Here is a 21,485-nt window from a genome sequence, read left to right as displayed (position 1 = left end):
AGGAGCCACTATTCGCCGCGCAATGAATCCACGGGATTGGCCAATGCAGCTTTTAATGCCTGGAAAATAACGGTTGCGAGCGCGATGATCATTGCGATCAAACCCGAAAGTGCAAAAATCCACCAGGATAGATTTTCCCGATATTCAAAGTTCTGAAGCCACGATTGCATGGCATATGCAGCAACAGGAACACCGATTATTATCGCAATGAGCACAAGTTTGAGGAAATCTGCGGATAGCAGCATTACTACATTCTGAACGCTTGCCCCCAGCACTTTTCTGACGCCAATTTCCTTTGTTCTCGCTTCGGCAGCATATGCCGCAAGTCCGAACAAACCAAGGCAGGCGATGATTACAGCCAGCGCTGCAAATGATAATAATATGCTTCCCTGCTTCTGTTCAGCCTGATATTGGCGGGAAAAGTTTTCATCCAGAAAGTGGAATTCCAGCTTGGCCTCGGGATCAAATTTCTTGAACGAATTACTAATGTAAGCCAACGCTTCCTTGGTTTTTTCGGGTTGAATCCGCACGTAAATGTTGTCTTTGTCCTCCGAATCAGGCATTTGTATTACAAGCGGTTCGATTTTATGCTGCAAAGAATAAGTGTGAAAATCTTTGACTACACCGATCACTTTTGCTTCCCTGGTCGTGCCTTTATCGTCAATCATATATTTTATTCTCTTGCCCAAAGGATTATTCCAGCCCTGCTTTTTCACCGTCGCTTCATTGACCAGCACTGCTTCAGACAGATCGGCTGGTGAATCTTCGCGGAAGTTCCGGCCTTCTTTTAACTTGATTTCCAGGGTTTTTAAATAATCAGCATCGGCTAAAAATCTCTGAAAAATCTGCGTTGAAGTAGGCATTTCACCACTTTCGGTTTCGGCAAACAATGCACCGCCGCCCACATTATTATTTCCCAACGGATTACTGGCCGCCGCAACGCTTTCGATAAACGGACTTTGGTTCAATTTTTCCTTAATCGCCCTGATTTGCTTTCTTGGCTCATCATTATCCACATGAAAAGTGACGACCTGATCTTTATTGAAACCCAGATCTTTATGATTCACATAATGAAGTTGCCTGTAAACAATGCCCGAGCAGGCGATCATGATAACGGTTGCCGCGAACTGGAAAACAACAAGCGATTGTCGCAATTGCACGCCGCCAATCTGTCCGCCCAGGCGTCCTTTCAAGGCCTCAACCGGCCGAAAGCCAGAGAGCATGATGGCTGGATAAACCCCACTCAGCAGCCCGATAAGAATGATGAAAAGGGCTGCTATGGAAACATTGAAGAAGCCATTTCCACTGTTAATGCTAAGCGTTTTATCCGCAAGTTCATTGAAATACGGCAAAGCTAAGACGACGATCAGTGTGGCTAGAATGCCAGCCAAAAGCGTCATCAGAAACGATTCCGTCAAAAACTGTCCCATCAACTGCGACCTCCGCGAGCCAACTGCCTTGCGCACGCCCACTTCCCGCACGCGTTTCATGGAACGGGCGGTGTAAAGGTTGATATAATCAATGCAGGCAATGATGAGGATAAGCGCGGCTACGACCGAAAAAATGTAAATCGTGTTGATGTTGCCATTGCTGCCCAACTCATATTCCAAATGCGAATGCAGGTGAATGGATGTCACGGGTTGCAGCGACATTTTGTACTCGGCGTCGCCAAATTCTTTTTTAAGATATTTTGGAAAAAAGCCAGCTAATTTCCTTTCAAGATTGTCTGGATCAGCGCCTTTTTTCAAGAGAATGTAGGTGTAAAGATTCGATTCCTGCCAGCCGGTGGTGAAATTGTCGGGTAACGAACGCAAGGCGCTAAACCGAATGTGCGAATTGGCAGGAATGTCCGCGATCACGCCTGTGACTGTGTTTGGATAGTTATTTGAAAACAAAACCGTTTTGCCCAACGCTTTCGAAGCGTCACCAAATAGTTTTTCGGCCAGCGTTTTGGTGAGAACAATTTTCTGAGAACCCTTTAAAGCGGAAGTGCGGTCGCCATATAAGATAGGGTAGGAAAAGACGTCAAAAACAGTGGCATCGGCGAAGAAAATGTCGTGTGCCTCGATTGCTTTCTCGTTAAATGTAATGGTGCCGCCGCCCTCGGGACTAATCCGCACTGTTCTTTCAATATCAGGATAATCGTTTTGCATTGCAGCCGCATACGGAGCCGAAGTCGGAGCAAGTTTAAAGCCGCCTGTCGCCCACTTAGCCTCATGCACGACCCGGTAAATGCGATCGGCTTTTTGATAAAAACGGTCATAACTAAGCTCCTCCGCAACGTACAAAACCATCAGCCAGACCGCCGCCATGCCGATAGCCAATCCAAATATATTAAGGCTGCTGAACAGCTGCTGATTGCGAAAATTTCGAAGCGCGATTTTGATGTAATTAAGGAGCATTGTATCGAAAGTTATTAGTTAGGAACGGAACAAGCATTCGACGATCATTGATAAATCACATGCCATGCCTCCTAGTTATTGATAGTCAAATGTTTACATCCGTGCTGCGCGTTACGGTCTGTTCGCAATCGAACATTGGTGTCTGGTTTTGATAAAATGTAAATTCTGCAAAAACCTACCGTTTGTACGCTCATAAGTGCCGCCAGGTAATTGCGCTTCCGTTTCCAGTTATTTCCAAAACAATGTCGAATATATTGCCAAAGAAAGTCCCGCCCCGAGATTGGCGTCGGAAGGGCGGGACGACAAGCGTTCAAATAATCTTTCACTATTTAAACCGTATGAATTTATGAAATTAATTTTAAAGCGGGCGGTTGTTATTGGGTTTTCGAGCCTTGCTTTTTTGTCCTGTAACGAACCTGATGCAGACGTAAAAGTGGCTCCGGTGACAGCAACGGAAGTTATTGCTTTCAAAGGAGAGCGAGTCGTCATTCCGGCAGATTTCCCGAAGGAGTTATTTGATCAGACACAGGAAGAGTTTGATCTTTACTATGAGCGGCTCTCGCAAGCAAAGCATGCAAAGACCTCTGGTAAATCGACCGGCATCACTTATGAAGAGTTACTGCCAATTCTGGTGAAACACAACGCCAACTATCCTGTCATCACTTCTGAGGAAGGAATTTTGGAAAAGGATTTGGAGCGGGTCTTAACAGATTTTCCCAACATTGAAACGCTGGAAGAAGCAAACGAAAAGCGAGCGATCGTCTACGATTTTTACCAAACACTATGCAAGCGCGAAGTCGTTGCTGAGGTGGTTGCTTTTGAGCGTTCAAAGGCTGAGCGTGGTAAAATTTTAGGGCCCGACTCGGGTGGCCTAACTACACCGGAAAAGAATCATCTACTCTTAAATCCCGGTTATGCCCAATGGTATGTGCAGGCAGCAAAAGACGCTGATGCCATGGCGACCGCATCTTTCGGAAGCGCAGGAGTTGGCAATAAAGGAAATGCCTTTAAGCACTCAATTTGGAATGCTTTATCCATTCGTTTCATTTTAAAGGGATCGCCAGCGAGCGAGAATCAAGCTGTTGATTTTACTCAGGATGGATGTTCCAAACATGAATTAACGAATGATGGCAATCAAATTCATGATAAAGACGCGGCCATGGATCTTCATAACAACATGTCGGCTAGGGAATGGATGTCGAACGAGACCTCATGGGGATTTGGCCCTTTCAGAAGTATGCCAAGTGTCAATGACATTCTAAACAACATGTTGAATAAAGCTAATTCCTGTGCAATGCACAGCATGACAGATATTTTGAACTGGCACGGTGGAGACAATTCAGTTACATGGAACAACCTGTATAACAATTTATATAGTCCAAACCAGCATTTGGTACATGTTGTCCCTTGATTATTGTCACTTCTTGAAATCAATTTACAGCTCATCCAATGAAAAAAAAGTCATTATATTTTTTGATATATACAGCGTTGCTTTTAGCTAGCTGTCAAAAGACACCGGATTTCGACGTTGTGTCATTGTATTTGGACGGAGATGACCGTGAGAAAGAAAGGGCTGAGGCAATTCCAAATTTGTATGAACATTACATGAATAGTAATAAAGACAGGTCGGTTTACGAGGTCATTGCGAAGGGAAATGCAAGGTTTGTCATCAATTACGTTCCGGGGCTGAAACTTTTGACCCTGTCCAGTGATCCGGGAAGTGGTTGGTCTAGTCAGTTTAGAGAGGTTGACGAGCTAACATTACAGAAGCTGGTTCATCAGAAACTACATTTTTCTGATATAGACGACATAGGAAGTATCGGAAGCAAATACGATAGTCTCTTAATTCTAAACCGCCCAATCTATGACGTGAAAACGAACAGCATTGTTGGAAATTGAACGACAGATGACACATCAATTGCCGGCAGAGCGATTTGCCGGCAATTGAGTTTTCGTTTATCCAGGTGAAGACAAGCGGCAGTCCTTCGCTGTAATTGACTTGGCAAACCTTGGAAATTCTAAAAATTGCCACCTTCCTGCCGCTTTGACGTCAAATTCCCTAATTTTGCCAATTACCTGATTTTAGTGGAATCAATTGTCGTTTTTAATCGATTTAAACAAATAGAATGAACCAAGCACCTGCTACTTCTTTACAAGACATTGTTGGGCATGCCAAGGAATACGGTTTTGTGTTTCCCTCTTCTGAAATATATGATGGATTGCAAGCTGTTTATGACTACGGTCAGAATGGTGTTGAATTGAAAAATAACCTTAAAGCGGCTTGGTGGAAGGCCATGACGCAGTTGCACGACAACATTGTCGGCATAGACGCGGCCATTTTCATGCACCCGCTGACTTGGAAAGCTTCCGGTCACGTGGATGGTTTTAATGATCCGATGATCGATAACAAGGATTCGAAGAAAAGATATCGTGCGGATCAGTTGCTGGAAGGCAAAGCTGAGCAATATGAAGCCGAAGGTCAGCCTGAAAAAGCGCAAGCATTACTGGCTGAAATGGGCCGGTTACTGAGTGCGGAAGATTTGAACGGTGTTCGAGAGCTGATCATTGCCGAAAATATAAAGTGTCCGGTTTCCGGAACAGCCAACTGGACAGAAGTGCGTCAGTTTAACCTGATGTTCAGCACGCAGGTGGGTTCTGTTGCTGAGGATTCTAACCTGATTTATTTGCGTCCGGAAACGGCCCAAGGGATTTTCGTTAACTTCTTGAATGTTCAGAAAAGCGGACGGATGAAAATCCCTTTTGGTATCGCTCAGATTGGTAAAGCATTTAGAAATGAGATCGTTGCGCGCCAGTTTACATTCCGTATGCGGGAATTTGAACAAATGGAAATGCAATTTTTCATTCGCCCTGGCACCGAAATGGCTTGGTACGAAAGCTGGAAAGAGGCCCGGATGAAGTTTCACAAGGCGATCGGTCTGCCTGCTGAAAAATTGAAATTCCATGACCATGAAAAGCTTGCGCATTATGCTAATGCAGCGGTTGATATCGAGTATCAGTTCCCATTTGGTTTCCGAGAAATGGAGGGAATCCACTCCCGGACAGATTTTGATTTGAGGAATCACCAGGAGCTTTCGAAAAAGAAGCAGCAGTATTTTGATTCGGATCTCGATGAAAATGGCAAGCCTTACGGAAATTATATTCCTTATGTTGTAGAAACTTCTGTCGGTGCGGACAGGCTTTTCCTTGCCGCTTTTTGCAATGCATATACTGTTGAAACAGTGGGTGAGGGCGATAATGTGAAAGAAAGGACTTATCTGAAATTGCATCCCGCACTGGCACCATTTAAAGTTGCTGTGCTTCCTTTGGTTAAAAAAGATGGATTAGCCGAAAAAGCGCAGACGATTGCCAATTCTTTAAAGTCATCTTTCAGAACAACTTATGATGACGGTGCGGCGATCGGAAAGCGTTACACCCGTCAGGATTTGATCGGAACGCCGTTTTGCATTGCGGTTGATTACCAGACGATGGAAGATGACACCGTTACGATCCGCCATCGTGATACAATGGAGCAGGAGCGTGTCGCGATCAGCGAATTGAAGGAAAAAATCGGATATCAGGTTGCTATTGAGCGCATTCTGGAAGCAATTTGAAAGATCATTATATAGAAGAAAGGGCTGTTTCTGTGAAGAAGCAGCCCTTTTTTGTAATTGATTCATTTGCGCATCTTACTTCGTTGTATGCAGGCGCACCAAATCTTCGGAATTTTCATTAATCAGATCAACTACATCCACACCCAAAATTTGAGCAATTTGTATCAACCGCTCTAATGTCAGGCGCGTGTAACCCAACTCTATTTTACTGTAAGCATTTTGGGAAATGCCTAGTTTCATTGCGAGATATTCCTGCGTGTAATTGCGAAACTCTCTGATCTTACGAATGTTATGAGCTACCGATCTGATTTTTGCATCGATTGTTTGTGTCATGAAGCGTTGGTTTAGTTTGCCGGTTTAATGACAGCTTTAACAAAACATACGAATTTGCAGGTCATTCCAGATCTTCAAGACTAGACATAGTCGGGATTTTTTCCTAAATAGTTGGTTCGTTAACACCAAAAAGCGCGCATGATTAACAAGTTATATGACACATCACTAAGCTTACTGACTGATCTTTACCAACTTACCATGGCTTATGGCTATTGGAAAGCAGGTAAGGCAGAGCAGGAAGCCGTCTTTAATCTTTATTTCAGGAAACATCCTTTCCAGGGCGGTTTCACCGTTGCCTGCGGTTTGAGCAGCGTAATTGACTATCTCAACGAATATCGATTTAGCGAGGCAGATCTGGAATACATTGGATCATTAACGGGCACGGATGGTTCAAAGCTTTTCGAACCTGGATTTCTGGAATATTTGCGGACCATGAAATTGGAATGCAGCATTCACGCCATTCCGGAAGGAACCGTGGTTTTTCCAAATGAGCCTTTAATACGCATTCAAGGGCCTATTTTGCAATGTCAATTGCTGGAAACGCCACTTTTAAACCTTATTAATTTTCAATCATTGATCGCCACAAAAGCAGCTCGCATGCGGCTTGTCGCAAAGGAGGATGCATTGCTGGAATTCGGTTTGCGGCGTGCACAGGGGCCGGATGGGGGAGTAACCGCCAGCCGGGCCGCTTACATTGGTGGTTTTGATGCGACTTCCAATGTTATTGCCGGCAAAGTTTACGACATTCCGGTGAAGGGCACGCATGCACACAGCTGGGTCATGTCATTTGACAGCGAACTGGAAGCATTCGAAACCTACGCTGATTTTATGCCGAATAATGTAACCTTGCTCGTGGATACATATGATTCGCTCAATGGTGTAAAAAATGCGATAAAAGTTGGGCAGCAGCTCCGGGAGCGAGGTTATGACCTTAATGGAATACGGCTCGATTCAGGAGATTTGGCCTATTTAAGCATTGAAGCCAGGAAATTGTTAGACGAGGCTGGATTCGAAAAAACGAATATCGTTGCCAGTAACGACCTGGACGAGCACATTATGGACAGCTTGAAAATTCAGGGCTCAAAAATCAATGTCTGGGGAATCGGGACGAAGCTGGTTACCGCATATGATCAGCCTGCATTGGGAGGCGTTTATAAATTGGCGGCCATCAAAACAGCATCAGGAGACTGGGATTATAAGCTCAAACTTTCCGAGCAAGCCATTAAGGTTTCCACTCCCGGCATTCAGCAGGTGCGCCGATTTCGGGATGATAAGGGTTTTGTTTCAGATATGATCTTTAACATTGAAACGCCCATCGATGCCAAACCGACAATGGTCGACCCATACGATTTTACCAGAAACAGGTCCTTTTCAGCAGAAATGCGCTTTGAGGATTTGCTTGTGCCTGTTTTTGTGAAAGGAGAGTTGGTGTATACATTGCCGTCTGTGCATGAAACACGCGCGCGCGTTCAAGAGCAACTCCGGCACTTTCACAAAGGGATCAAGCGGTTTGTCAATCCGCATACTTATCCGGTGGGACTTGAAAAAGGCCTGTTTGATATGAAAACGAACCTTATTATGCAGTTCAAGAGCTGCGAACCAATCTTAAACATTCTTTATATGCAAGAAGCCCCATTGCCGGATCCGGCATTATTGAAAGAGCTGCTTCAATACAAAATGCCTTTTGGCAAACACAAAGATATGCTGATCGCCGACTTGCCCGTGTCTTACCTGGAATGGTTTCAGCGCCAGGGATTTCCTGCCGGAAAACTAGGCATGCTCCTCAGCACAATGTATGAAATCAAGATCAATGGCTTGGAATCACTGCTATATAAACTGCGCAAAATGAGCTAAAATAAGCGACTCCCAAAAAAGCATTGCCTTTTTGGGAGTCGCTACAATTACTTTTTCTCAGGCATCAGCACCACTTTGATCATGTTGTCATCACTGAAATATTTTTCAGCAGCGGCTTTTGTGCTGGCAACCGTGATCGATTTGAGTAACTTATCTTGCAAGAAGATCTCGTTCAGGTCATCTCCCAAAAACGTGTTATCATCCAGGTAATTGAGCCAAAAACTGTTGGTTTTCAAAGCAGTTTCCATCTTACGCTGCGATTCTGCAACGAACTTCTCAATGTCTTTTGAATCAGCACCGTTCTTCTTTATTTTTTCGATTTCCTCATTTGTGCGCTTAACAAGCTTGTCCACATTCTCAGGCGCGCATCCGAAGCCTACACTAAACCGATAATGTCCTGATGGGAATTTTTCTGTTGCTTCTGAGACACTTACGCCGTAAACGCCACTTTCCTCTTCGCGCAGCGCCTCAATAAGTTTGATTTGCAGCACTTCCTGCAATGCCTCAATTTGAATGTTGTTTTCCGGGTTATATTCGTATTCTCCACTAGCAACCAACGTCACGCGACTCTTTGGTTCCAGCCCTTTATAGATCGTTTTTTCGATTTTACCTTTTGGTGGAAAAATGTTCGGATGTATAAATGTGTCGTCACGGTCTGTCGATGGAAGTCCGCCCAGATACTTTTCCAGTAACGGCTTGATTTCCTCATTTTTGAATGCGCCCACAAACGTGAACACGAAATCCGACGTGTCCGCAAACCGGTCTTTATACATTTCCACCGCTCTGTCCAGGCTTACTTTATCAATGCTTTCGGCCGTAAGAGGCTTACGCTTAGGGTTATAGCTGGTAAGAACCGCATTCAGCGAATCGGAGTAGACTTTCTCTGGTGTAAGCGTTTTCTGCATATTTTCCAGATAAGCCTTTTGATTTGCCAGAATGCCGGTTACGACATCCGCATCTTTTCTGGGCGCCGTGAAATAGGCGTAAATCAATTGTAATGTTGTTTCCAAATCCTTCGGGCTTGTGCTGCCGCCGATCCCTTCTGTAAGTTCGCTCAGATACGGCCCTGCGCTGGCTGTTTTCCCCGCAAGAAATTTTTGAAGTTGCGTCTGATTATAAGGTCCAACGCCGCCGGATTGTATCAGATAACTTGAAAAAACGCCTGTTTCGCGTTCGTCTGGGAACAAAGAATAACCGCCCTTTCCGGTTGCCTTGATGAGTATTTCGTCGTTTTTGAAGTCAGTTGGTTTCAATAGCACTTTTACGCCATTCGAAAGAGTAAGCTCTGTTACGCCCAGTTTTTCCAATGCTTTCTCACCAGTGACCTTGCCCGGTTTAGGCTCCGCAGGCAACAATGGTGCGTCCACAACATCATCGACATAAGCAGTTACATCTTTACCCGCTTCAATCAAAAGCTGACGGATTTCAGCTTCCTTAGGCAGCTCGTCCTTGCTCTTTTCGGGGCCCATAACCACCACGGCCCTGTTTTTGTCTGTAATGTATTTCTTAGCCAACCCATTAATCTCGGCTAATTTTACACGGTCCAGGTGTTTTTTGACAAACTCAAAATAGGCCTCGGGACCCATGAACGGATTTTCATGCAAGAAATGATCAAGATATTCCTGAACATGATTTGCCGATTTCGTTTTGTCCCGCTCCTTATAGTATTGCTCGATTGATGTGTAAAAGTCTTTCTTCGCCCGATCGAGTTCAGGTTGCGTGAAGCCGAATTTTTGAACCCGCACATTCTCTTCTAGCAAAGCAGTTAATGCCGTTTTCATTGAAGCCGCGTCTTTGGCCAAGGCTACGGAAGTGTAAGAATCGAGGTCTCCCAGGAAGTCGCCATATTGACTGTCACCATATAAAAACGGTGGATTGGCTTTCTGCGTCAATTCCTGCATGCGCTGAGCCATCATGGAATTGTACAAGGCCTGAGCAAAGTTGTCACGGACGTCTTTCAATGATTTTTCCTTACTATTCGGCTGCTTATAAATGAGCTGAATCAGATTTTGTGGATACTCAGGATCTGTTACAATTGCAACTTGCGTAGATCCGTCAAGCGGAATGTCATATTTAACGTGTTTTTTGGCATTAACAGGAACAGGAATTGAGCTGAATTTTTGCTTGATCGTCGCTTCGACTTTATCCACGTCAAAGTCACCCACCGCAATCACAGCCATCAAATCAGGTCTGTACCAATCTTTGTAAAATGCTTTAATCGTTTCTGGCTTAAATGTGCTCAGAATGCTGTCCTTGCCGATCGGAAGTCGCTCGGCATAGCGGGAATTGTTAAGGATTACTTTTAGGAATTTGTCACGCATCCGTTGCTGAGCACCACGTCCCATTCTGGATTCTTCCAGAACAACGCCCCGCTCTTTTTCTATTTCAGCAGGATCCAGCAATGCGCCATGAGCCCAATCTTCCAGAACTTGTAAACCTTTATCGAGCAATCCAACAGAGTCCGTTGGAATAGGAAGCATGTAAACTGTCTCGTCAAATCCGGTGTATGCATTCAAATCAGCACCAAATCGCACGCCCGTTTTTTGAAGAAAATTCACCAGCTCGTTTTTTGGGAAATTGGTTGTTCCGTTGAAGTTCATGTGTTCCATAAAATGCGCCAGTCCCTGCTGCGCATCGGTTTCCAGCACCGAACCCGCTTTTACAGCCAGCCGCAGCTCTGCTCGGTTCTTAGGTTCCGCATTCTTTTTGATATAATAAGTGATCCCGTTTTTCAGCTTTCCAATGCGGACGGATGGGTCAAGCGGGATTTTCTGTGTTGATAAATCCTGAGCAAAAACATTGCTGAGCGGGCAAATTCCTATTCCGGCAATGCACAAAGCAATAAGCGCCTTTTTCATTTGTTGTTACATTATTTAATATTCGCGACGGCGAAAGTTATTTAAAAACCTGAACTTTTCCCGGTCAATTGCAATCGACGGCTTTAAATGTCAAGCCGTTATCAAAGTTAAGTTTCGACCTGTCTTTAAAATGCATTGCACCTTGCTTTTCTTCCACGGGACCAAATCCTTCAACCCAATCATTTCCCTTTTTCAAAAATGCCGCTTCACGCGTCGATTCCACGCCTTCGGACATGAATTTATAATTGACAAGCAATGTGTCGCCAATCAATTTTCCGTCAATTGTCCCCTTATTCTTGTCTTTTTCCGCGAGTGCATAAGATAAGTCGCCAGCGACAACGCCGTCAGTTATCGTCATTTTCATGAAAGCAGAGTCACCCTTCTCTTGATATGCAAAACAGTTGGCATCGTTTTCAACATTCACGGATTCGCTTAAAGCCGTCGAATCGGCGTCCGTGTCTTGATTTTCCTCCGTTTTTTTAGCGCATGCGCTGAGCACAATTACTGCCAGGAGCATTATTTGAATTTGCTTTTTCATTCTTTTTTTGATGAGTTTAAATTCAATATGATGCTTTTTTAGGAATAAATGCACGTTCACTTCATTTCACTACCGCATTGCCGAATCCATCCTCGTAATTTCGATCACTTCGATGGTCAAAAAGCCAAACTCTTCCATAACGACGCCACGTATTTTATAAACGCCTTTTACAGCAAAATTAAATTTTGCAGCCACTTGCGGAAAATGCACTGTGTCTATAAAATGGCCTTCCTGATCCAGAAAAGTCCCGAATTGCATGGTTTCGCCTTTTGAGGTGCGCGTATTTTTTACAGCAACCAGATAACCATATTGAACAACCTCGCGGTTAATGTAATGATGCAAATCTTTGCTCATCACACTTTTCGGCAACCCGTTTTTAAGCATATCAAACGGACTGCAAAGCGCAAATCCAAGCAGTTCTATCTGATCATAAGCATCGTCAATGGGCGAAGAATGGAATGTTGGCAATTCATAATCTTTCACCTCAGTATGGAATAACTGCTTTTGAGGCACTTTTGCGGGTGTTTTGCTCAACCTGAAATGTGCTTTCCAAAGCAATGTCTTTTTATTAATGCCCGAAAACCGGAACGCATCAATGCGGATCAGGATTGTCAGCTGCTCAATAGAAATCGGCACGCGATCTATGAAATTGTTCAGAGAGGTAAATTCGCCATCCTGTGCGCGTGCAGCCAGAATTTTATGGATCGTCTTTTCTTCGATTTCATTCAAAAACTGCAATCCCAGGTAAATGTCTTTCCCTTCGATCACCGCTTGCGCATGGCTGTGGTTCACGCATGGTGCAAGGATCGTCGCACCCATCATCCGCGCTTCGTGTAAATAGAGCTCCGGACTATAAAAACCGCCGCCATTGTTCAACACCGCAACCATATATTCCAATGGATAGTACGCTTTTAAAAAAAGCGTCTGATAACTTTCAACCGCATAAGAGGCGGAATGTCCTTTGGCGAATGCATATCCGGCAAAACTTGCGATCTGGTTCCAGATTTCCTGCGTAGTCTGCGGCTCGTAACCCAGGTCTGCACAGTTTTTAAAATATTTCTTTTTAACCCGCTCGAATTCGTCACGACCACGGAATTTTCCACTCATCCCGCGGCGGATCACATCTGCCTCGCCTAGGGTGAGTTTTGCGAAAAAGTGGGCAACCTTGATCACGTCTTCCTGGTAAACCATAATGCCATAAGTTTCAGGCATCAGTTCGAGCAGTTTTGGATGCGCTTCGCTTATTTTTTCTGGATTTTGATGGCGTAAAATATATTCGCGCATCATGCCGCTTTTGGCCACGCCTGGCCTGATAATGGAACTTGCGGCGACTAACCCCAGATAATTGTCTACTTCCAGCTTGCGCAAAAGCATGCGCATGGCGGGAGATTCCACATAAAAACACCCAATGCATTGCGCCTGCTTGATGAGCTCATTAATCTTCGGATCTTTCTTGAATTTCTTAACATCATCAATGTCAATCGGTGGCTCTTCCGGGCGGTTGTAACGAATCACTTCCAGCGTTTCCTTGATTTTTGCAAGTCCTCGCTGCGCCAGAATATCATATTTATTCAGTCCCACATCCTCAGCAATCACCATGTCAAACTGGGTCGTAGGAAACCCTTTTGGAGGTAAATCCGTCGCTGTGAAATAATGTATCGGCCGCTCCGAAATCAGGATCCCACCGGCGTGAATGCTCAAATGATTCGGCTGATTATTTTCTTGGAGGTAACCCGCATATTTCACAACCAGACTGCTGATCTGATCCAGTTTTTTGGGATCAAACTTTCCATTGCTTAAAGTGTCAATTTCATAAGCTGGCAATCCGAAAACTTTGCCCAATTCACGAACCGCTGCACTATGCTGGAAAGTGCTATAAGTGGCGAGAAGCGAAGTCTGGCCGTTTTTACCGAATTTTTCGAAAATGTATCTGGTCACATCTTCGCGGTCACGCCATGAAAAATCAATGTCGAAATCGGGTGGATTTTTCCGGTGTAAATTAATGAAACGCTCAAAATAAAGATCCAGCTCAATCGGGTCCACATTGGTGATATTCAGCAAGTAAGCCACAATGCTGTTGGCGCCACTTCCCCTTCCGACGTAGTAATAACCTTGCTGGCGGGCATAACTGATAATGTCATGATTGACCAGGAAAAATGGCACGAAGTTCTGCTTCTGGATCAGATCAAGCTCCATGGCAATTCGGTCGAAAATATCATCTGTCACATGATCACCATAACGATAGCCCAATGCCTGATAACTCAAAGACGAAAGCCGCTGATAATCATCTCTTTCACTTGCCCCGTAAATCCGCAGGTTTTGATGCTCGCGCTCGTCGCCGAAATTGAATTGAATGCTGCATTCTTCCATCAATTTTTGCGTGTTGTGAATGATGAAATCAAAATCTTTTTCCTTGAAATGATATTCAAGCACTTTCAAAGGAACGATCTTGTTCGGATTCTTCGGCAAGTGTCTGTCGCGGGCAGCTTGCTCAGGAGCGTATTGCAATCAATGGAACGCAGCAACCTGTGCATGCTAAAATCACGCTTGTTGCGAAAGGTCAGCGGCTGCAAAACGACCAGCTTATTCTTTAATGCTTAAATATTGGGGGAGAAGCGAATCCTGTTTAGATCTTTGATGCCAACGCCCACGTATTCGTTAGGCAAAAGCTTTTGTCTTTTTGCCAATGACAATGTTTCAAATGGATAAATAAAGGCTACGTTTTCAAGCTCGGGAGCTTCGTCCGGAAATGCTACTTTTTGGTGAGAATGTTTTGATAAGTAAGTGTTTAACTGCTGAAAACCTGCATTATTCTTTGCCAGCCCGACAAACTGCTGGCGCGCACCATTCCTGAAATCAATCCCAACAATGGGTTTAATATCATATTTGGATGCCATCCTGATAAAATTCAGGCACCCCGACGTATTATTAATATCGGTCAGGGCGATGCAGCCGTAACCATTTTCCCTCGTTAACTGGAAGCAATTCCTGTTCCGGAATCGTCCCAAAGCGAAGGCTGAAATAAGAATGACAGTTGAGTAGCATGCGATTAAGGAAACAAACTTTTTTACTTACTTTTGACGTTACTAACGCACTACGGTATGATCTTGAATTTTTCGTCTAAAAACACTGAGAAAATATGGCTCGGGGAAACAGTCACAAAAATGCCGTTCGAAATTCAGGCGATAGGCCGCAGAAAGCTGAGAATGTTGAATAATGCTCAAAATCTGACTGATCTACGAGTTCCTCCTGCCAACCGCTTGGAAAAGCTTTCGGGCAAAACGAAAGATTTTTACAGTATAAGAATCAATGATCAGTGGCGAATCGTGTTCATATGGCTGGACGGAAATGCATCTGACGTAAGCATTGTAGACTATCATTAAAATCAGCGTAATGGAAAAACTTAGTAATATTCATCCCGGTGAAATCCTTGCCGAGGAGTTTTTAATTCCAATGGGCATTTCTGCTTATAAACTAGCCAAAGACACCGCTATTCCCCAAACCAGGATCAGCGAGATTATCAAAGGCCGCAGGAGGATAACTGCGGACACTGCACTCCGTTTCAGGTACATATTCCGGAACATCGGCCAAATTTTGGCTTGGCTTGCAAGATGACTTTGACTTGGAAGAAGAGCAGCATTTGATTTTTCAGGATTTAGAAAATATAAAAACACTTGAACAGCAGGCAGCATGAGTTGTATATTGGCAATCACGCGTTCCTGTGCGCGGGGATGATTGGGGGATCGCCGTTGAAGGGGTTTCCCATGCTGGAAATGTTTGGAATGCCGATTGTTGTGCCCCAGCTCAGGATTGCATTTCCACGTTTGTCGGTTCCGTATCTGTTTCTTATATAGTCCATTGCCTGATAAAGATTTAGCTTTTCCTCAGAATCGTCGAACATATTAATCTGGTGATTACCGGTCACCAGATCACTGAAATTTACCCCGACTCAGCCTCACCATCCATTTCTCCGGTTATGAAGCTGGTCAAATAACCGCTCGATTTGCGGGATCAGCACATGATCGGCGGAAGCGTAGGGGATTTTTACCTGTTTCGAAAATGTGTTAAAGTCGGAATAGCGGATCTTGACAGAAACACATGATGTCAATTTATTGCCATTACGCAGTTGATAAGCCAGATTTTTCCCCCATTGCCCGAAGCATTTCCCGCATTCTTTTCACGTCACCCGTATCTTTTCCAAAAGTCCGCTCATTAGAAATTGATTTTCGCTCGTGGAAGGGAATGATAGGGGAGTTGTCCAGGCCATTTGCTTTATTCCAAAGCATTATGCCGTTTTTGCCTAAAATTTCACCCATCATTTCAACGGGCATTTCCTGAATCGTTTTCACATACTTGATCCCCATGTTATAAAGGATCTTGTTTGTCTTGTCACCCACCATCGGGATCTTTTGCACATGCATAGGCGCCAAAAAGCTCTTTTCTGTTCCTGCATCCACCTTTTTGTGGTTATCAGGTTTTGCCTCGCCGGTTGCAACTTTCGATACAACCTTGCTCGTCGAAAGTCCGCAGGAGATAGGAAGTCCGCTTTCCTTTTTGATCTGCTCCCGAAGATTCGTAGCAAGCTGATAAGTCCCGAAAAACTTGTCCATCCCCGACAGATACTTGCGTAAAACTCATCAATGCTGGCTTTCTCAAACACTGGAACCGTCTGACTGATAATCTCCGACACGACTTTCGATTCCGTCGAATATAACCCTGCATCACCACGGATAATCGTTGCTTCGGGGCATAGTAGTCTGGCCATTTTCATGGACATTCCCCGAATGGACGCCGAATGGCCTGGTTTCGTAACTGCAAGCTGCCACAACGCCGCGATCGCCCGTCCCGCCAACGAGCACTGGCCTGTTATTCAGTCTGCTATCGTGCTTTCGCTCAACGGATACAAAGAATGTATCCAGGTCGAGATGTAATATTGTTCGCTCCATGATTTGGAATTTTTACAAATTTATGGATTATTTCCAAATATATGGAGCATGTCCAAAAATAAAAAGGAAATATTCCAAAAAAATTCGTATGTTTGCCATTCATAAGGAGTTAACATTTTTTTGACTTGATTAGCCGGACATGCAGATCGACGAAGAGTTCAAGCGCTTTAAGCAAATAAGGGAAGAATTGAATATGACCCAGTCTGCATTCGCAGAGGAATTGGGCATCAGCGCCACAACCGCTGACATTGAAAGGGGCAGGACGCGGATTCCAGGACAGGTTGTTAAGGAGCTTTTAAAGAAATATCACATTAACCCGCTTTGGTTCGTTCGGCGATAGTAAGCAAAAATATTTGCAGGCCGAGCAGATTTCTATGAGCCCGAAAGTGGTTACTGTGGACAACGCGGGAAAGGATAACATAGTGCTGGTGAGCGCCAAAGCCGCCGCGGGTTATCCTAATAACATCGGCGATGCGCAATGGTTTGAAACATTGCCTGCGTTCTCAATTCCTTTGCCGGAATATCGCAATGCTACGTTCCGTGGTTTTCAGGTGGATGGCGACAGTATGATGCCCGTGCTGCATTCGGGCGAATGGATTGTTGGGAAAGCGTTGGACGATTGGGAAGATCTCAATCCGAAGCAGATTTATGTCGTGGTGACGGTTGACAGTATTTTGGTTAAAAAAATACATAAGGAAGCTGAGTCAACATTCATCAATCTAATTTCGTCAAACCCTGAATACAGCCCAATCCGCCTGGATCGGAACGAGATAAAAGAAATCTGGATCGTCAATAGTAAGCTGACATTCGACCTCGAAGCCGACACAAAACAAGTTAGCTTGCTAAGCCTGCACACGGAAATGAAGGAATTGAAAGAGGAGATGAAGAAGTTGGTGAAAGCTCAGTAACCCCTAAGCCTCTTCCGCAACAAGCTGCTTTTCGTACAATTCCTTGTAAGCCTTATTGAGGGCCATGAGTTCGGTGTGGGTGCCTTGTTCTATGATTTTGCCTTCGTCTAGGACAACGATGCGGTCGGCTAGTTTGGCGGACGATACGCGGTGTGAAATGATCACGGATGTGCGTTGATCCATGATGCGTTTCATGTTGTTTAGGATAATGTTCTCTGTGTTTGTGTCGACAGCTGATAAACAGTCATCCAAAACCAGGATTTTGGGGTCGCGGGCGATGGCTCTTGAAATCGAGAGACGTTGCTTTTGACCGCCGGAAAGGGTGATGCCGCGCTCACCAAGCATGGTTTGATAACCCTGCGGGAAATCAATAATGTTGTTGTAAAGGTCCGCATCTTTAACAGCTTGCTCAATCCTTTCGAAAGGCATATCCGTTGTTCCGAAACGAACATTGTTCTCAATCGAATCAGAAAAAAGGAACACGTCCTGCGGCACATAACCAATTTGTCGGCGATAGGCGTGCACGTCATAATCACGCATTGGAATGTCATCGATCAGAATTTCCCCTTCGGTCGGATCGTAAAGTCGGCATAGCAAGTGCGCGAGGGCGCTTTCTTCCGGAACCGGTTGTTCCTAGTATGGCAACAGTTTCGCCTTGCTTTACTTCCAGATCAAAATCATGCAATGCTTTGATGCCTGAATCAGGATAAACAAATCCGACAATTCCTGAAAGTGATTTTGCCTTCAACAGGTTTTTGCAGATTCTTCACAGAAACCAATGTCGTTTTTTCATTCAAAAACTCATTAATACGCGTTTGTGACGAAGCTGCACGCTGTATTTGACTCGTGGTCCAGCCAGTGCTGGCCACCACCGGCCAGGTCAGCATATTGACATACAGAATGAATTCAGTAATATTTCCAGGCGTAAGGTTTCCGTTGATAATCTCCTGACCGCCAACATAAATAACGAGCACATTGCTGAACCCGATCAGCAGCATAATGATCGGGAAAAAGAATGCGTCCACACTCGTCAGACTGAGCGATTTGTTTTTAAAATCTTCGGCCTCTTTTTCGAAATTCGTAAATGAATGCTTTTCCTGCACAAACGATTTAATCACACGAATTCCTGAAAATGCTTCCTGCACGTAAGTTGAAAGTCCGGAAAGCTGCTTCTGTATCAGGCCTGTGAGCGTTTCATGATGCATCCTTCTTATCACCACATACACGCTGATTCGAAAGCACGGGAAGCGGCGGCAAAACAAAAATTGTGAGCTTGGTGCTTACCGAAAGCATGTAGGAAATGACGAGGAAAAACAGCACAATCAGGTTTGATTCCATACATGAGCGCAGGGCCCAGATAAATCCGCACATTGCTTACATCTTCTGAAATACGGGCCGATTAAATCTCCGGTGCTGGTGACGGCGGAAAAACTGGCGGGTAAAGTCTGATAATGTTGGTAAATGTCGTTTTTAAGCTCGAACTCAATGATGCCGCGACATTACTCTGATAATGGTCTGGCCGCACGAGGAATAGAGAAAATCCCTTCCAGAGTGCGCCATCAAGCAGGATCAGCAAGCCATAAAGCAGAATGCTGAATGCGAAAATATTGTACATCTCACTTTGCAGTGAAGCACCATTGAAGAGATAGTAAATGTCAAGCGTCTCGATCACCAGATCGAGTGCATACCGCACAAGCTGCGCTGGTATAATGCCAAAAAGGTTAGAAATAATTGTAAAAATGGTTCCGAGGATCAGATACCATTTGTATTTCCATAAGTACTGGTTCAGGTACTTTAATGCTTTCACTATATATTATTTTAGTCTGCGGATCTCCTAAGCTTGACGGGGAATAACTAACCAACATCCTATCGTTTCAAATCGTTGCAAAATTAAAAGACGGCATTTCATTTTTTCGATTCTAAACAAAATAGTCTATTTTTGCGGTCAATTTTAAACAAAAATGCAGGGTTCAGCATCAAAACAACCTTGCTAAACGCAGATCACGTTCTTTGATTTACTGTACCTTTTATCCAATTAGTGTTCCGGCTTATGCTGAATAGAAGATTATTAAGAACTAAGGCCGTTCAGGCACTTTATGCCCGTCAGCTTACTACGGATGCCAACCGTTTACTGGCCTTGGATCACATTGAAGCCGCTTTTCAACCGGACCTTAACTCAATGGAGCCGCAGAACCGGACGAAGCTTGCGGGAATGAGAAAGCTCAGGAATTGCCCTGGATGAATTTATTAAAAACGGGAAACTTAACGAAGACAAGAGGTTCCTGAGCAAGTAATTAAAGTTGCAAGAAGTGCTTTTGAAGCTTTCAGGAGACAAACGACTTCGGATGGCGAGAAAATGGTCCGTCGTGTTTTGAATGAGACGGAATCCATTTATGTGGATTTTATAAGGGTTCTTTCCATGCTGATCGAATTGTCGCATCAGGCAAAAATAGACCGTGAAAGACGTTATGATGATCCGGAAGCGCCTTTTCCAAAAGATGGCGGCTTGGATACTAACCGGGTAATCAAAGTTTTGGTTGCTGATAAAACACTTGAAGAAGAAATTATCAGGAACGGGATCAATTGGAGCAATGAAATGAACCTGGTCCGCAAAACTTACCGCGAAGCATTGCGTAAGGATGAAACATATGAAGCTTATTGTAAAAGTGCTTCACACACGCCGGAAGAAGATCAGGCCATTGTGCAGCATGTTTTGCGTCAGATAATATTGAAGCATGAAGTGCCGTTGGATTATTTTGAGCAGCGCGACCTTTACTGGGTTGATCACAGTGAGCTGATCAGAAGTCTCTGCTATCAAAACATTAAGATCAGCGGATGACGGCGCATCTTTTCAGCTGTCGCCTTTGACCAAAGATTGGGAAGAAGATCGGTTTTTCGTTGAAGAGCTTTGCCGAATCGTAGTAGAAGAAAGTGATCAATATGACGTTTATCTGGATGAGCACCTTAAAAACTGGGAGCTTGACCGGATAGCATTGGTCGATTTGATCATTCTGAAAACTGCATTGGCCTGAGCTGATCCATTTTCCGGGAATTCCAGTGAAAGTGACAATCAACGAATTCATTGAAATAGCAAAAAGGTACAGTACGCCAAAAAGCGGTAAGTTTGTGAATGGCGTCCTCGACGTGCTTTCTGTTAAGCTCGCAAAAGAAGGCGTAATCAGAAAAAGCGGCCGGGGATTGATCGACAACAAATGAGCTGCATCATAACAACAGCTAAAAACCAAATGTCATGAGTAAAACCAGCAATAGTTTAATCGCATTTTTGACAGGTTGTGTAACAGGCGCTGCCCTGGGCATTCTTTACGCACCTGATAAAGGAGAGGTCCTGCGCACACAACTGACATACAGGCTTTCCAAATACAGAGAAAAATTGAAAGACGTGATTGAAGATCTCGTTGATAAAAAAGATCAGCCTGACAATTTTACAAAGACTGAGGGAGAGCGTGTTGTAAATGACGCACGTGAAAAAGCAGAGAAATTACTTGAAGATGTAGACCGTTTAATGGCACAGATCAAAGGGCAGGCCAGCTGATTAATTGATATGAGAAGATTATCATTGGGTTTCCTGCTCGTTATTTCGGTTGCATTTGCCAGCTGTTCAAAAGGAGACAAAAAAGAAGATTCAAAACAGGCAGACTCAAAAATGCCTGTTTTTGCTTTGACTGACAGCGCTTCATTTGATTTTGGTGCAATTCAGGAAGGTGCGGTTGTAGAGCATGATTTCAAATTCCGGAATGATGGGGAATATCCGCTGATCTTGAATAACATTACTTCATCTTGCGGCTGCACAACGCCGGAATGGCCCAAAGATCCTATTGGCCCAAAACAAACAGCGAGCATTAAGGTGCGGTTCGATACAAAAAATAAAACAGGTCCGCAGGTAAAAACGATAACCGTTTATGCCAATACAGAACCTGCATACACTGAGTTGCGGCTCAAAGGCATTGTGAATTCAGCGCCTGCACCCGAAGCTACAAACTAACGTTCCTAGAAGAGCCGTGAGGCTAAATATTT

The 21,485-nt window shown here is 44.3% G+C and carries 23 protein-coding genes and 4 pseudogenes; 15 read left to right on the top strand and 12 right to left on the bottom strand.

Annotated elements, in window-relative coordinates:
- Positions 1-8: 8 nt before the first annotated feature.
- Positions 9-2,402 carry an ABC transporter permease gene (locus AC0IYG_RS26995; protein WP_471714200.1) on the bottom strand — a complete coding sequence of 798 codons (2,394 nt, stop codon included), beginning with the start codon at positions 2,400-2,402 and terminating at the stop codon, positions 9-11.
- 346 nt (positions 2,403-2,748) lie between these two features.
- Here AC0IYG_RS26995 and AC0IYG_RS26990 point away from each other — a divergent pair, with 346 nt between their 5' ends.
- The 3 genes from AC0IYG_RS26990 to AC0IYG_RS26980 all read left to right on the top strand — a co-directional run bounded on the left by AC0IYG_RS26990 (position 2,749) and on the right by AC0IYG_RS26980 (position 6,013).
- The gene (locus AC0IYG_RS26990) at positions 2,749-3,813 is read left to right on the top strand and encodes a DUF6973 domain-containing protein (RefSeq protein ID WP_471714199.1); all 1,065 of its coding nucleotides are present in this window, start codon (positions 2,749-2,751) and stop codon (positions 3,811-3,813) included.
- A 38-nt stretch (positions 3,814-3,851) separates the two neighbouring features.
- Positions 3,852-4,301: a hypothetical protein gene (locus AC0IYG_RS26985; protein WP_471714198.1), complete on the top strand. Its 450-nt coding sequence runs from the start codon at positions 3,852-3,854 to the stop codon at positions 4,299-4,301.
- A gap of 227 nt (positions 4,302-4,528) precedes the next feature.
- Entirely contained in the window at positions 4,529-6,013 is a 1,485-nt protein-coding gene (locus AC0IYG_RS26980) for a glycine--tRNA ligase (RefSeq protein WP_471714197.1), read from the top strand.
- 75 nt (positions 6,014-6,088) lie between these two features.
- Here AC0IYG_RS26980 and AC0IYG_RS26975 read toward each other — a convergent pair whose 3' ends face one another.
- Entirely contained in the window at positions 6,089-6,346 is a 258-nt protein-coding gene (locus AC0IYG_RS26975) for a helix-turn-helix domain-containing protein (protein ID WP_471714196.1), read from the bottom strand.
- A gap of 138 nt (positions 6,347-6,484) precedes the next feature.
- On the opposite strand from AC0IYG_RS26975, the pseudogene AC0IYG_RS26970 reads away from it, so the two are divergent.
- Both AC0IYG_RS26970 and AC0IYG_RS26965 read left to right on the top strand, forming a co-directional pair.
- A pseudogene (locus AC0IYG_RS26970) lies at positions 6,485-7,939 on the top strand (nicotinate phosphoribosyltransferase); the annotation flags it as partial.
- A 27-nt stretch (positions 7,940-7,966) separates the two neighbouring features.
- Positions 7,967-8,200 (top strand): DUF3820 family protein, encoded by a 234-nt coding sequence (locus tag AC0IYG_RS26965; protein ID WP_471714348.1) that lies wholly within the window; start codon positions 7,967-7,969, stop codon positions 8,198-8,200.
- A 47-nt stretch (positions 8,201-8,247) separates the two neighbouring features.
- Here AC0IYG_RS26965 and AC0IYG_RS26960 read toward each other — a convergent pair whose 3' ends face one another.
- From AC0IYG_RS26960 to AC0IYG_RS26945, 4 genes are all read right to left on the bottom strand, one after another.
- A complete protein-coding gene (locus tag AC0IYG_RS26960) occupies positions 8,248-11,058 on the bottom strand; it encodes a M16 family metallopeptidase (protein ID WP_471714195.1) in 2,811 nt (936 codons plus the stop codon).
- 64 nt (positions 11,059-11,122) lie between these two features.
- A complete protein-coding gene (locus AC0IYG_RS26955) occupies positions 11,123-11,596 on the bottom strand; it encodes a hypothetical protein (RefSeq protein ID WP_471714194.1) in 474 nt (157 codons plus the stop codon).
- 69 nt (positions 11,597-11,665) lie between these two features.
- Complete coding sequence (dnaE, locus tag AC0IYG_RS26950; RefSeq protein WP_471714193.1) at positions 11,666-14,104, bottom strand: DNA polymerase III subunit alpha; 2,439 nt, start codon at positions 14,102-14,104, stop codon at positions 11,666-11,668.
- Between the two features lie 89 nt (positions 14,105-14,193).
- Positions 14,194-14,604 carry a PHP domain-containing protein gene (locus tag AC0IYG_RS26945; protein ID WP_471714192.1) on the bottom strand — a complete coding sequence of 137 codons (411 nt, stop codon included), beginning with the start codon at positions 14,602-14,604 and terminating at the stop codon, positions 14,194-14,196.
- 93 nt (positions 14,605-14,697) lie between these two features.
- Here AC0IYG_RS26945 and AC0IYG_RS26940 point away from each other — a divergent pair, with 93 nt between their 5' ends.
- Positions 14,698-14,979, top strand: a complete 282-nt coding sequence (locus tag AC0IYG_RS26940; protein WP_471714191.1) for a type II toxin-antitoxin system RelE/ParE family toxin — start codon at positions 14,698-14,700, stop codon at positions 14,977-14,979.
- A 10-nt stretch (positions 14,980-14,989) separates the two neighbouring features.
- A pseudogene (locus AC0IYG_RS26935) lies at positions 14,990-15,290 on the top strand (HigA family addiction module antitoxin).
- Between the two features lie 15 nt (positions 15,291-15,305).
- Here AC0IYG_RS26935 and AC0IYG_RS26930 read toward each other — a convergent pair.
- From AC0IYG_RS26930 to AC0IYG_RS26910, 5 genes and pseudogenes are all read right to left on the bottom strand, one after another.
- On the bottom strand, positions 15,306-15,497 hold the full coding sequence (locus AC0IYG_RS26930) for a hypothetical protein (protein ID WP_471714190.1): 192 nt from the start codon (positions 15,495-15,497) through the stop codon (positions 15,306-15,308).
- Positions 15,498-15,551: 54 nt separating this feature from the next.
- Entirely contained in the window at positions 15,552-15,704 is a 153-nt protein-coding gene (locus AC0IYG_RS26925) for a DinB/UmuC family translesion DNA polymerase (protein ID WP_471714189.1), read from the bottom strand.
- A gap of 10 nt (positions 15,705-15,714) precedes the next feature.
- Entirely contained in the window at positions 15,715-16,206 is a 492-nt protein-coding gene (locus AC0IYG_RS26920; RefSeq protein ID WP_471714188.1) for a DNA polymerase Y family protein, read from the bottom strand.
- A gap of 71 nt (positions 16,207-16,277) precedes the next feature.
- Positions 16,278-16,328, bottom strand: a pseudogene (locus AC0IYG_RS26915) (hypothetical protein); the annotation flags it as partial.
- Complete coding sequence (locus tag AC0IYG_RS26910; protein ID WP_471714187.1) at positions 16,318-16,542, bottom strand: Y-family DNA polymerase; 225 nt, start codon at positions 16,540-16,542, stop codon at positions 16,318-16,320. The gene AC0IYG_RS26910 and the pseudogene AC0IYG_RS26915, both read right to left, overlap by 11 nt.
- Before the next feature lie 139 nt (positions 16,543-16,681).
- Here AC0IYG_RS26910 and AC0IYG_RS26905 point away from each other — a divergent pair, with 139 nt between their 5' ends.
- Complete coding sequence (locus AC0IYG_RS26905) at positions 16,682-16,882, top strand: helix-turn-helix domain-containing protein (protein WP_471714186.1); 201 nt, start codon at positions 16,682-16,684, stop codon at positions 16,880-16,882.
- A 34-nt stretch (positions 16,883-16,916) separates the two neighbouring features.
- The gene (locus AC0IYG_RS26900; RefSeq protein ID WP_471714185.1) at positions 16,917-17,450 is read left to right on the top strand and encodes a S24 family peptidase; all 534 of its coding nucleotides are present in this window, start codon (positions 16,917-16,919) and stop codon (positions 17,448-17,450) included.
- 3 nt (positions 17,451-17,453) lie between these two features.
- On the opposite strand, the pseudogene AC0IYG_RS26895 reads toward AC0IYG_RS26900, so the two are convergent.
- A pseudogene (locus tag AC0IYG_RS26895) lies at positions 17,454-19,257 on the bottom strand (ABC transporter ATP-binding protein).
- Positions 19,258-19,500: 243 nt separating this feature from the next.
- On the opposite strand from AC0IYG_RS26895, the gene AC0IYG_RS26890 reads away from it, so the two are divergent.
- From AC0IYG_RS26890 to AC0IYG_RS26865, 6 genes are all read left to right on the top strand, one after another.
- Entirely contained in the window at positions 19,501-19,692 is a 192-nt protein-coding gene (locus AC0IYG_RS26890) for a hypothetical protein (RefSeq protein WP_471714184.1), read from the top strand.
- Positions 19,693-19,806: 114 nt separating this feature from the next.
- Entirely contained in the window at positions 19,807-20,289 is a 483-nt protein-coding gene (locus tag AC0IYG_RS26885; RefSeq protein ID WP_471714183.1) for a hypothetical protein, read from the top strand.
- Between the two features lie 25 nt (positions 20,290-20,314).
- Complete coding sequence (locus AC0IYG_RS26880; RefSeq protein WP_471714182.1) at positions 20,315-20,482, top strand: transcription antitermination factor NusB; 168 nt, start codon at positions 20,315-20,317, stop codon at positions 20,480-20,482.
- A 25-nt stretch (positions 20,483-20,507) separates the two neighbouring features.
- Positions 20,508-20,666 (top strand): transcription antitermination factor NusB, encoded by a 159-nt coding sequence (locus AC0IYG_RS26875; RefSeq protein WP_471714181.1) that lies wholly within the window; start codon positions 20,508-20,510, stop codon positions 20,664-20,666.
- Positions 20,667-20,700: 34 nt separating this feature from the next.
- Positions 20,701-21,003, top strand: a complete 303-nt coding sequence (locus tag AC0IYG_RS26870) for a YtxH domain-containing protein (RefSeq protein ID WP_471714180.1) — start codon at positions 20,701-20,703, stop codon at positions 21,001-21,003.
- Positions 21,004-21,012: 9 nt separating this feature from the next.
- Complete coding sequence (locus AC0IYG_RS26865) at positions 21,013-21,453, top strand: DUF1573 domain-containing protein (RefSeq protein ID WP_471714179.1); 441 nt, start codon at positions 21,013-21,015, stop codon at positions 21,451-21,453.
- The last annotated feature ends 32 nt before the right edge of the window (positions 21,454-21,485 follow it).

The sequence above is a fragment of the Dyadobacter sp. AC419 genome (genome assembly GCF_979253085.1).
This window is presented reverse-complemented; position numbering and strand designations above follow the sequence as displayed.

Coding starts and splice junctions, on each gene's coding strand:
- AC0IYG_RS26905 (WP_471714186.1), top strand. CDS start 16,682: ATGCAGATCGACGAAGAGTTCAAGCGCTTTAAGCAAATAAGGGAAGAA.
- AC0IYG_RS26870 (WP_471714180.1), top strand. CDS start 20,701: ATGAGTAAAACCAGCAATAGTTTAATCGCATTTTTGACAGGTTGTGTA.
- AC0IYG_RS26985 (WP_471714198.1), top strand. CDS start 3,852: ATGAAAAAAAAGTCATTATATTTTTTGATATATACAGCGTTGCTTTTA.
- AC0IYG_RS26955 (WP_471714194.1), bottom strand. CDS start 11,596: ATGAAAAAGCAAATTCAAATAATGCTCCTGGCAGTAATTGTGCTCAGC.
- AC0IYG_RS26920 (WP_471714188.1), bottom strand. CDS start 16,206: ATGGACAAGTTTTTCGGGACTTATCAGCTTGCTACGAATCTTCGGGAG.
- AC0IYG_RS26980 (WP_471714197.1), top strand. CDS start 4,529: ATGAACCAAGCACCTGCTACTTCTTTACAAGACATTGTTGGGCATGCC.
- AC0IYG_RS26990 (WP_471714199.1), top strand. CDS start 2,749: ATGAAATTAATTTTAAAGCGGGCGGTTGTTATTGGGTTTTCGAGCCTT.
- AC0IYG_RS26885 (WP_471714183.1), top strand. CDS start 19,807: ATGGTCCGTCGTGTTTTGAATGAGACGGAATCCATTTATGTGGATTTT.
- AC0IYG_RS26865 (WP_471714179.1), top strand. CDS start 21,013: ATGAGAAGATTATCATTGGGTTTCCTGCTCGTTATTTCGGTTGCATTT.
- AC0IYG_RS26965 (WP_471714348.1), top strand. CDS start 7,967: ATGCAAGAAGCCCCATTGCCGGATCCGGCATTATTGAAAGAGCTGCTT.
- AC0IYG_RS26975 (WP_471714196.1), bottom strand. CDS start 6,346: ATGACACAAACAATCGATGCAAAAATCAGATCGGTAGCTCATAACATT.
- AC0IYG_RS26960 (WP_471714195.1), bottom strand. CDS start 11,058: ATGAAAAAGGCGCTTATTGCTTTGTGCATTGCCGGAATAGGAATTTGC.
- AC0IYG_RS26890 (WP_471714184.1), top strand. CDS start 19,501: ATGCTGAATAGAAGATTATTAAGAACTAAGGCCGTTCAGGCACTTTAT.
- AC0IYG_RS26910 (WP_471714187.1), bottom strand. CDS start 16,542: ATGGAGCGAACAATATTACATCTCGACCTGGATACATTCTTTGTATCC.
- AC0IYG_RS26995 (WP_471714200.1), bottom strand. CDS start 2,402: ATGCTCCTTAATTACATCAAAATCGCGCTTCGAAATTTTCGCAATCAG.
- AC0IYG_RS26930 (WP_471714190.1), bottom strand. CDS start 15,497: ATGTTCGACGATTCTGAGGAAAAGCTAAATCTTTATCAGGCAATGGAC.
- AC0IYG_RS26900 (WP_471714185.1), top strand. CDS start 16,917: ATGAGCCCGAAAGTGGTTACTGTGGACAACGCGGGAAAGGATAACATA.
- AC0IYG_RS26940 (WP_471714191.1), top strand. CDS start 14,698: ATGATCTTGAATTTTTCGTCTAAAAACACTGAGAAAATATGGCTCGGG.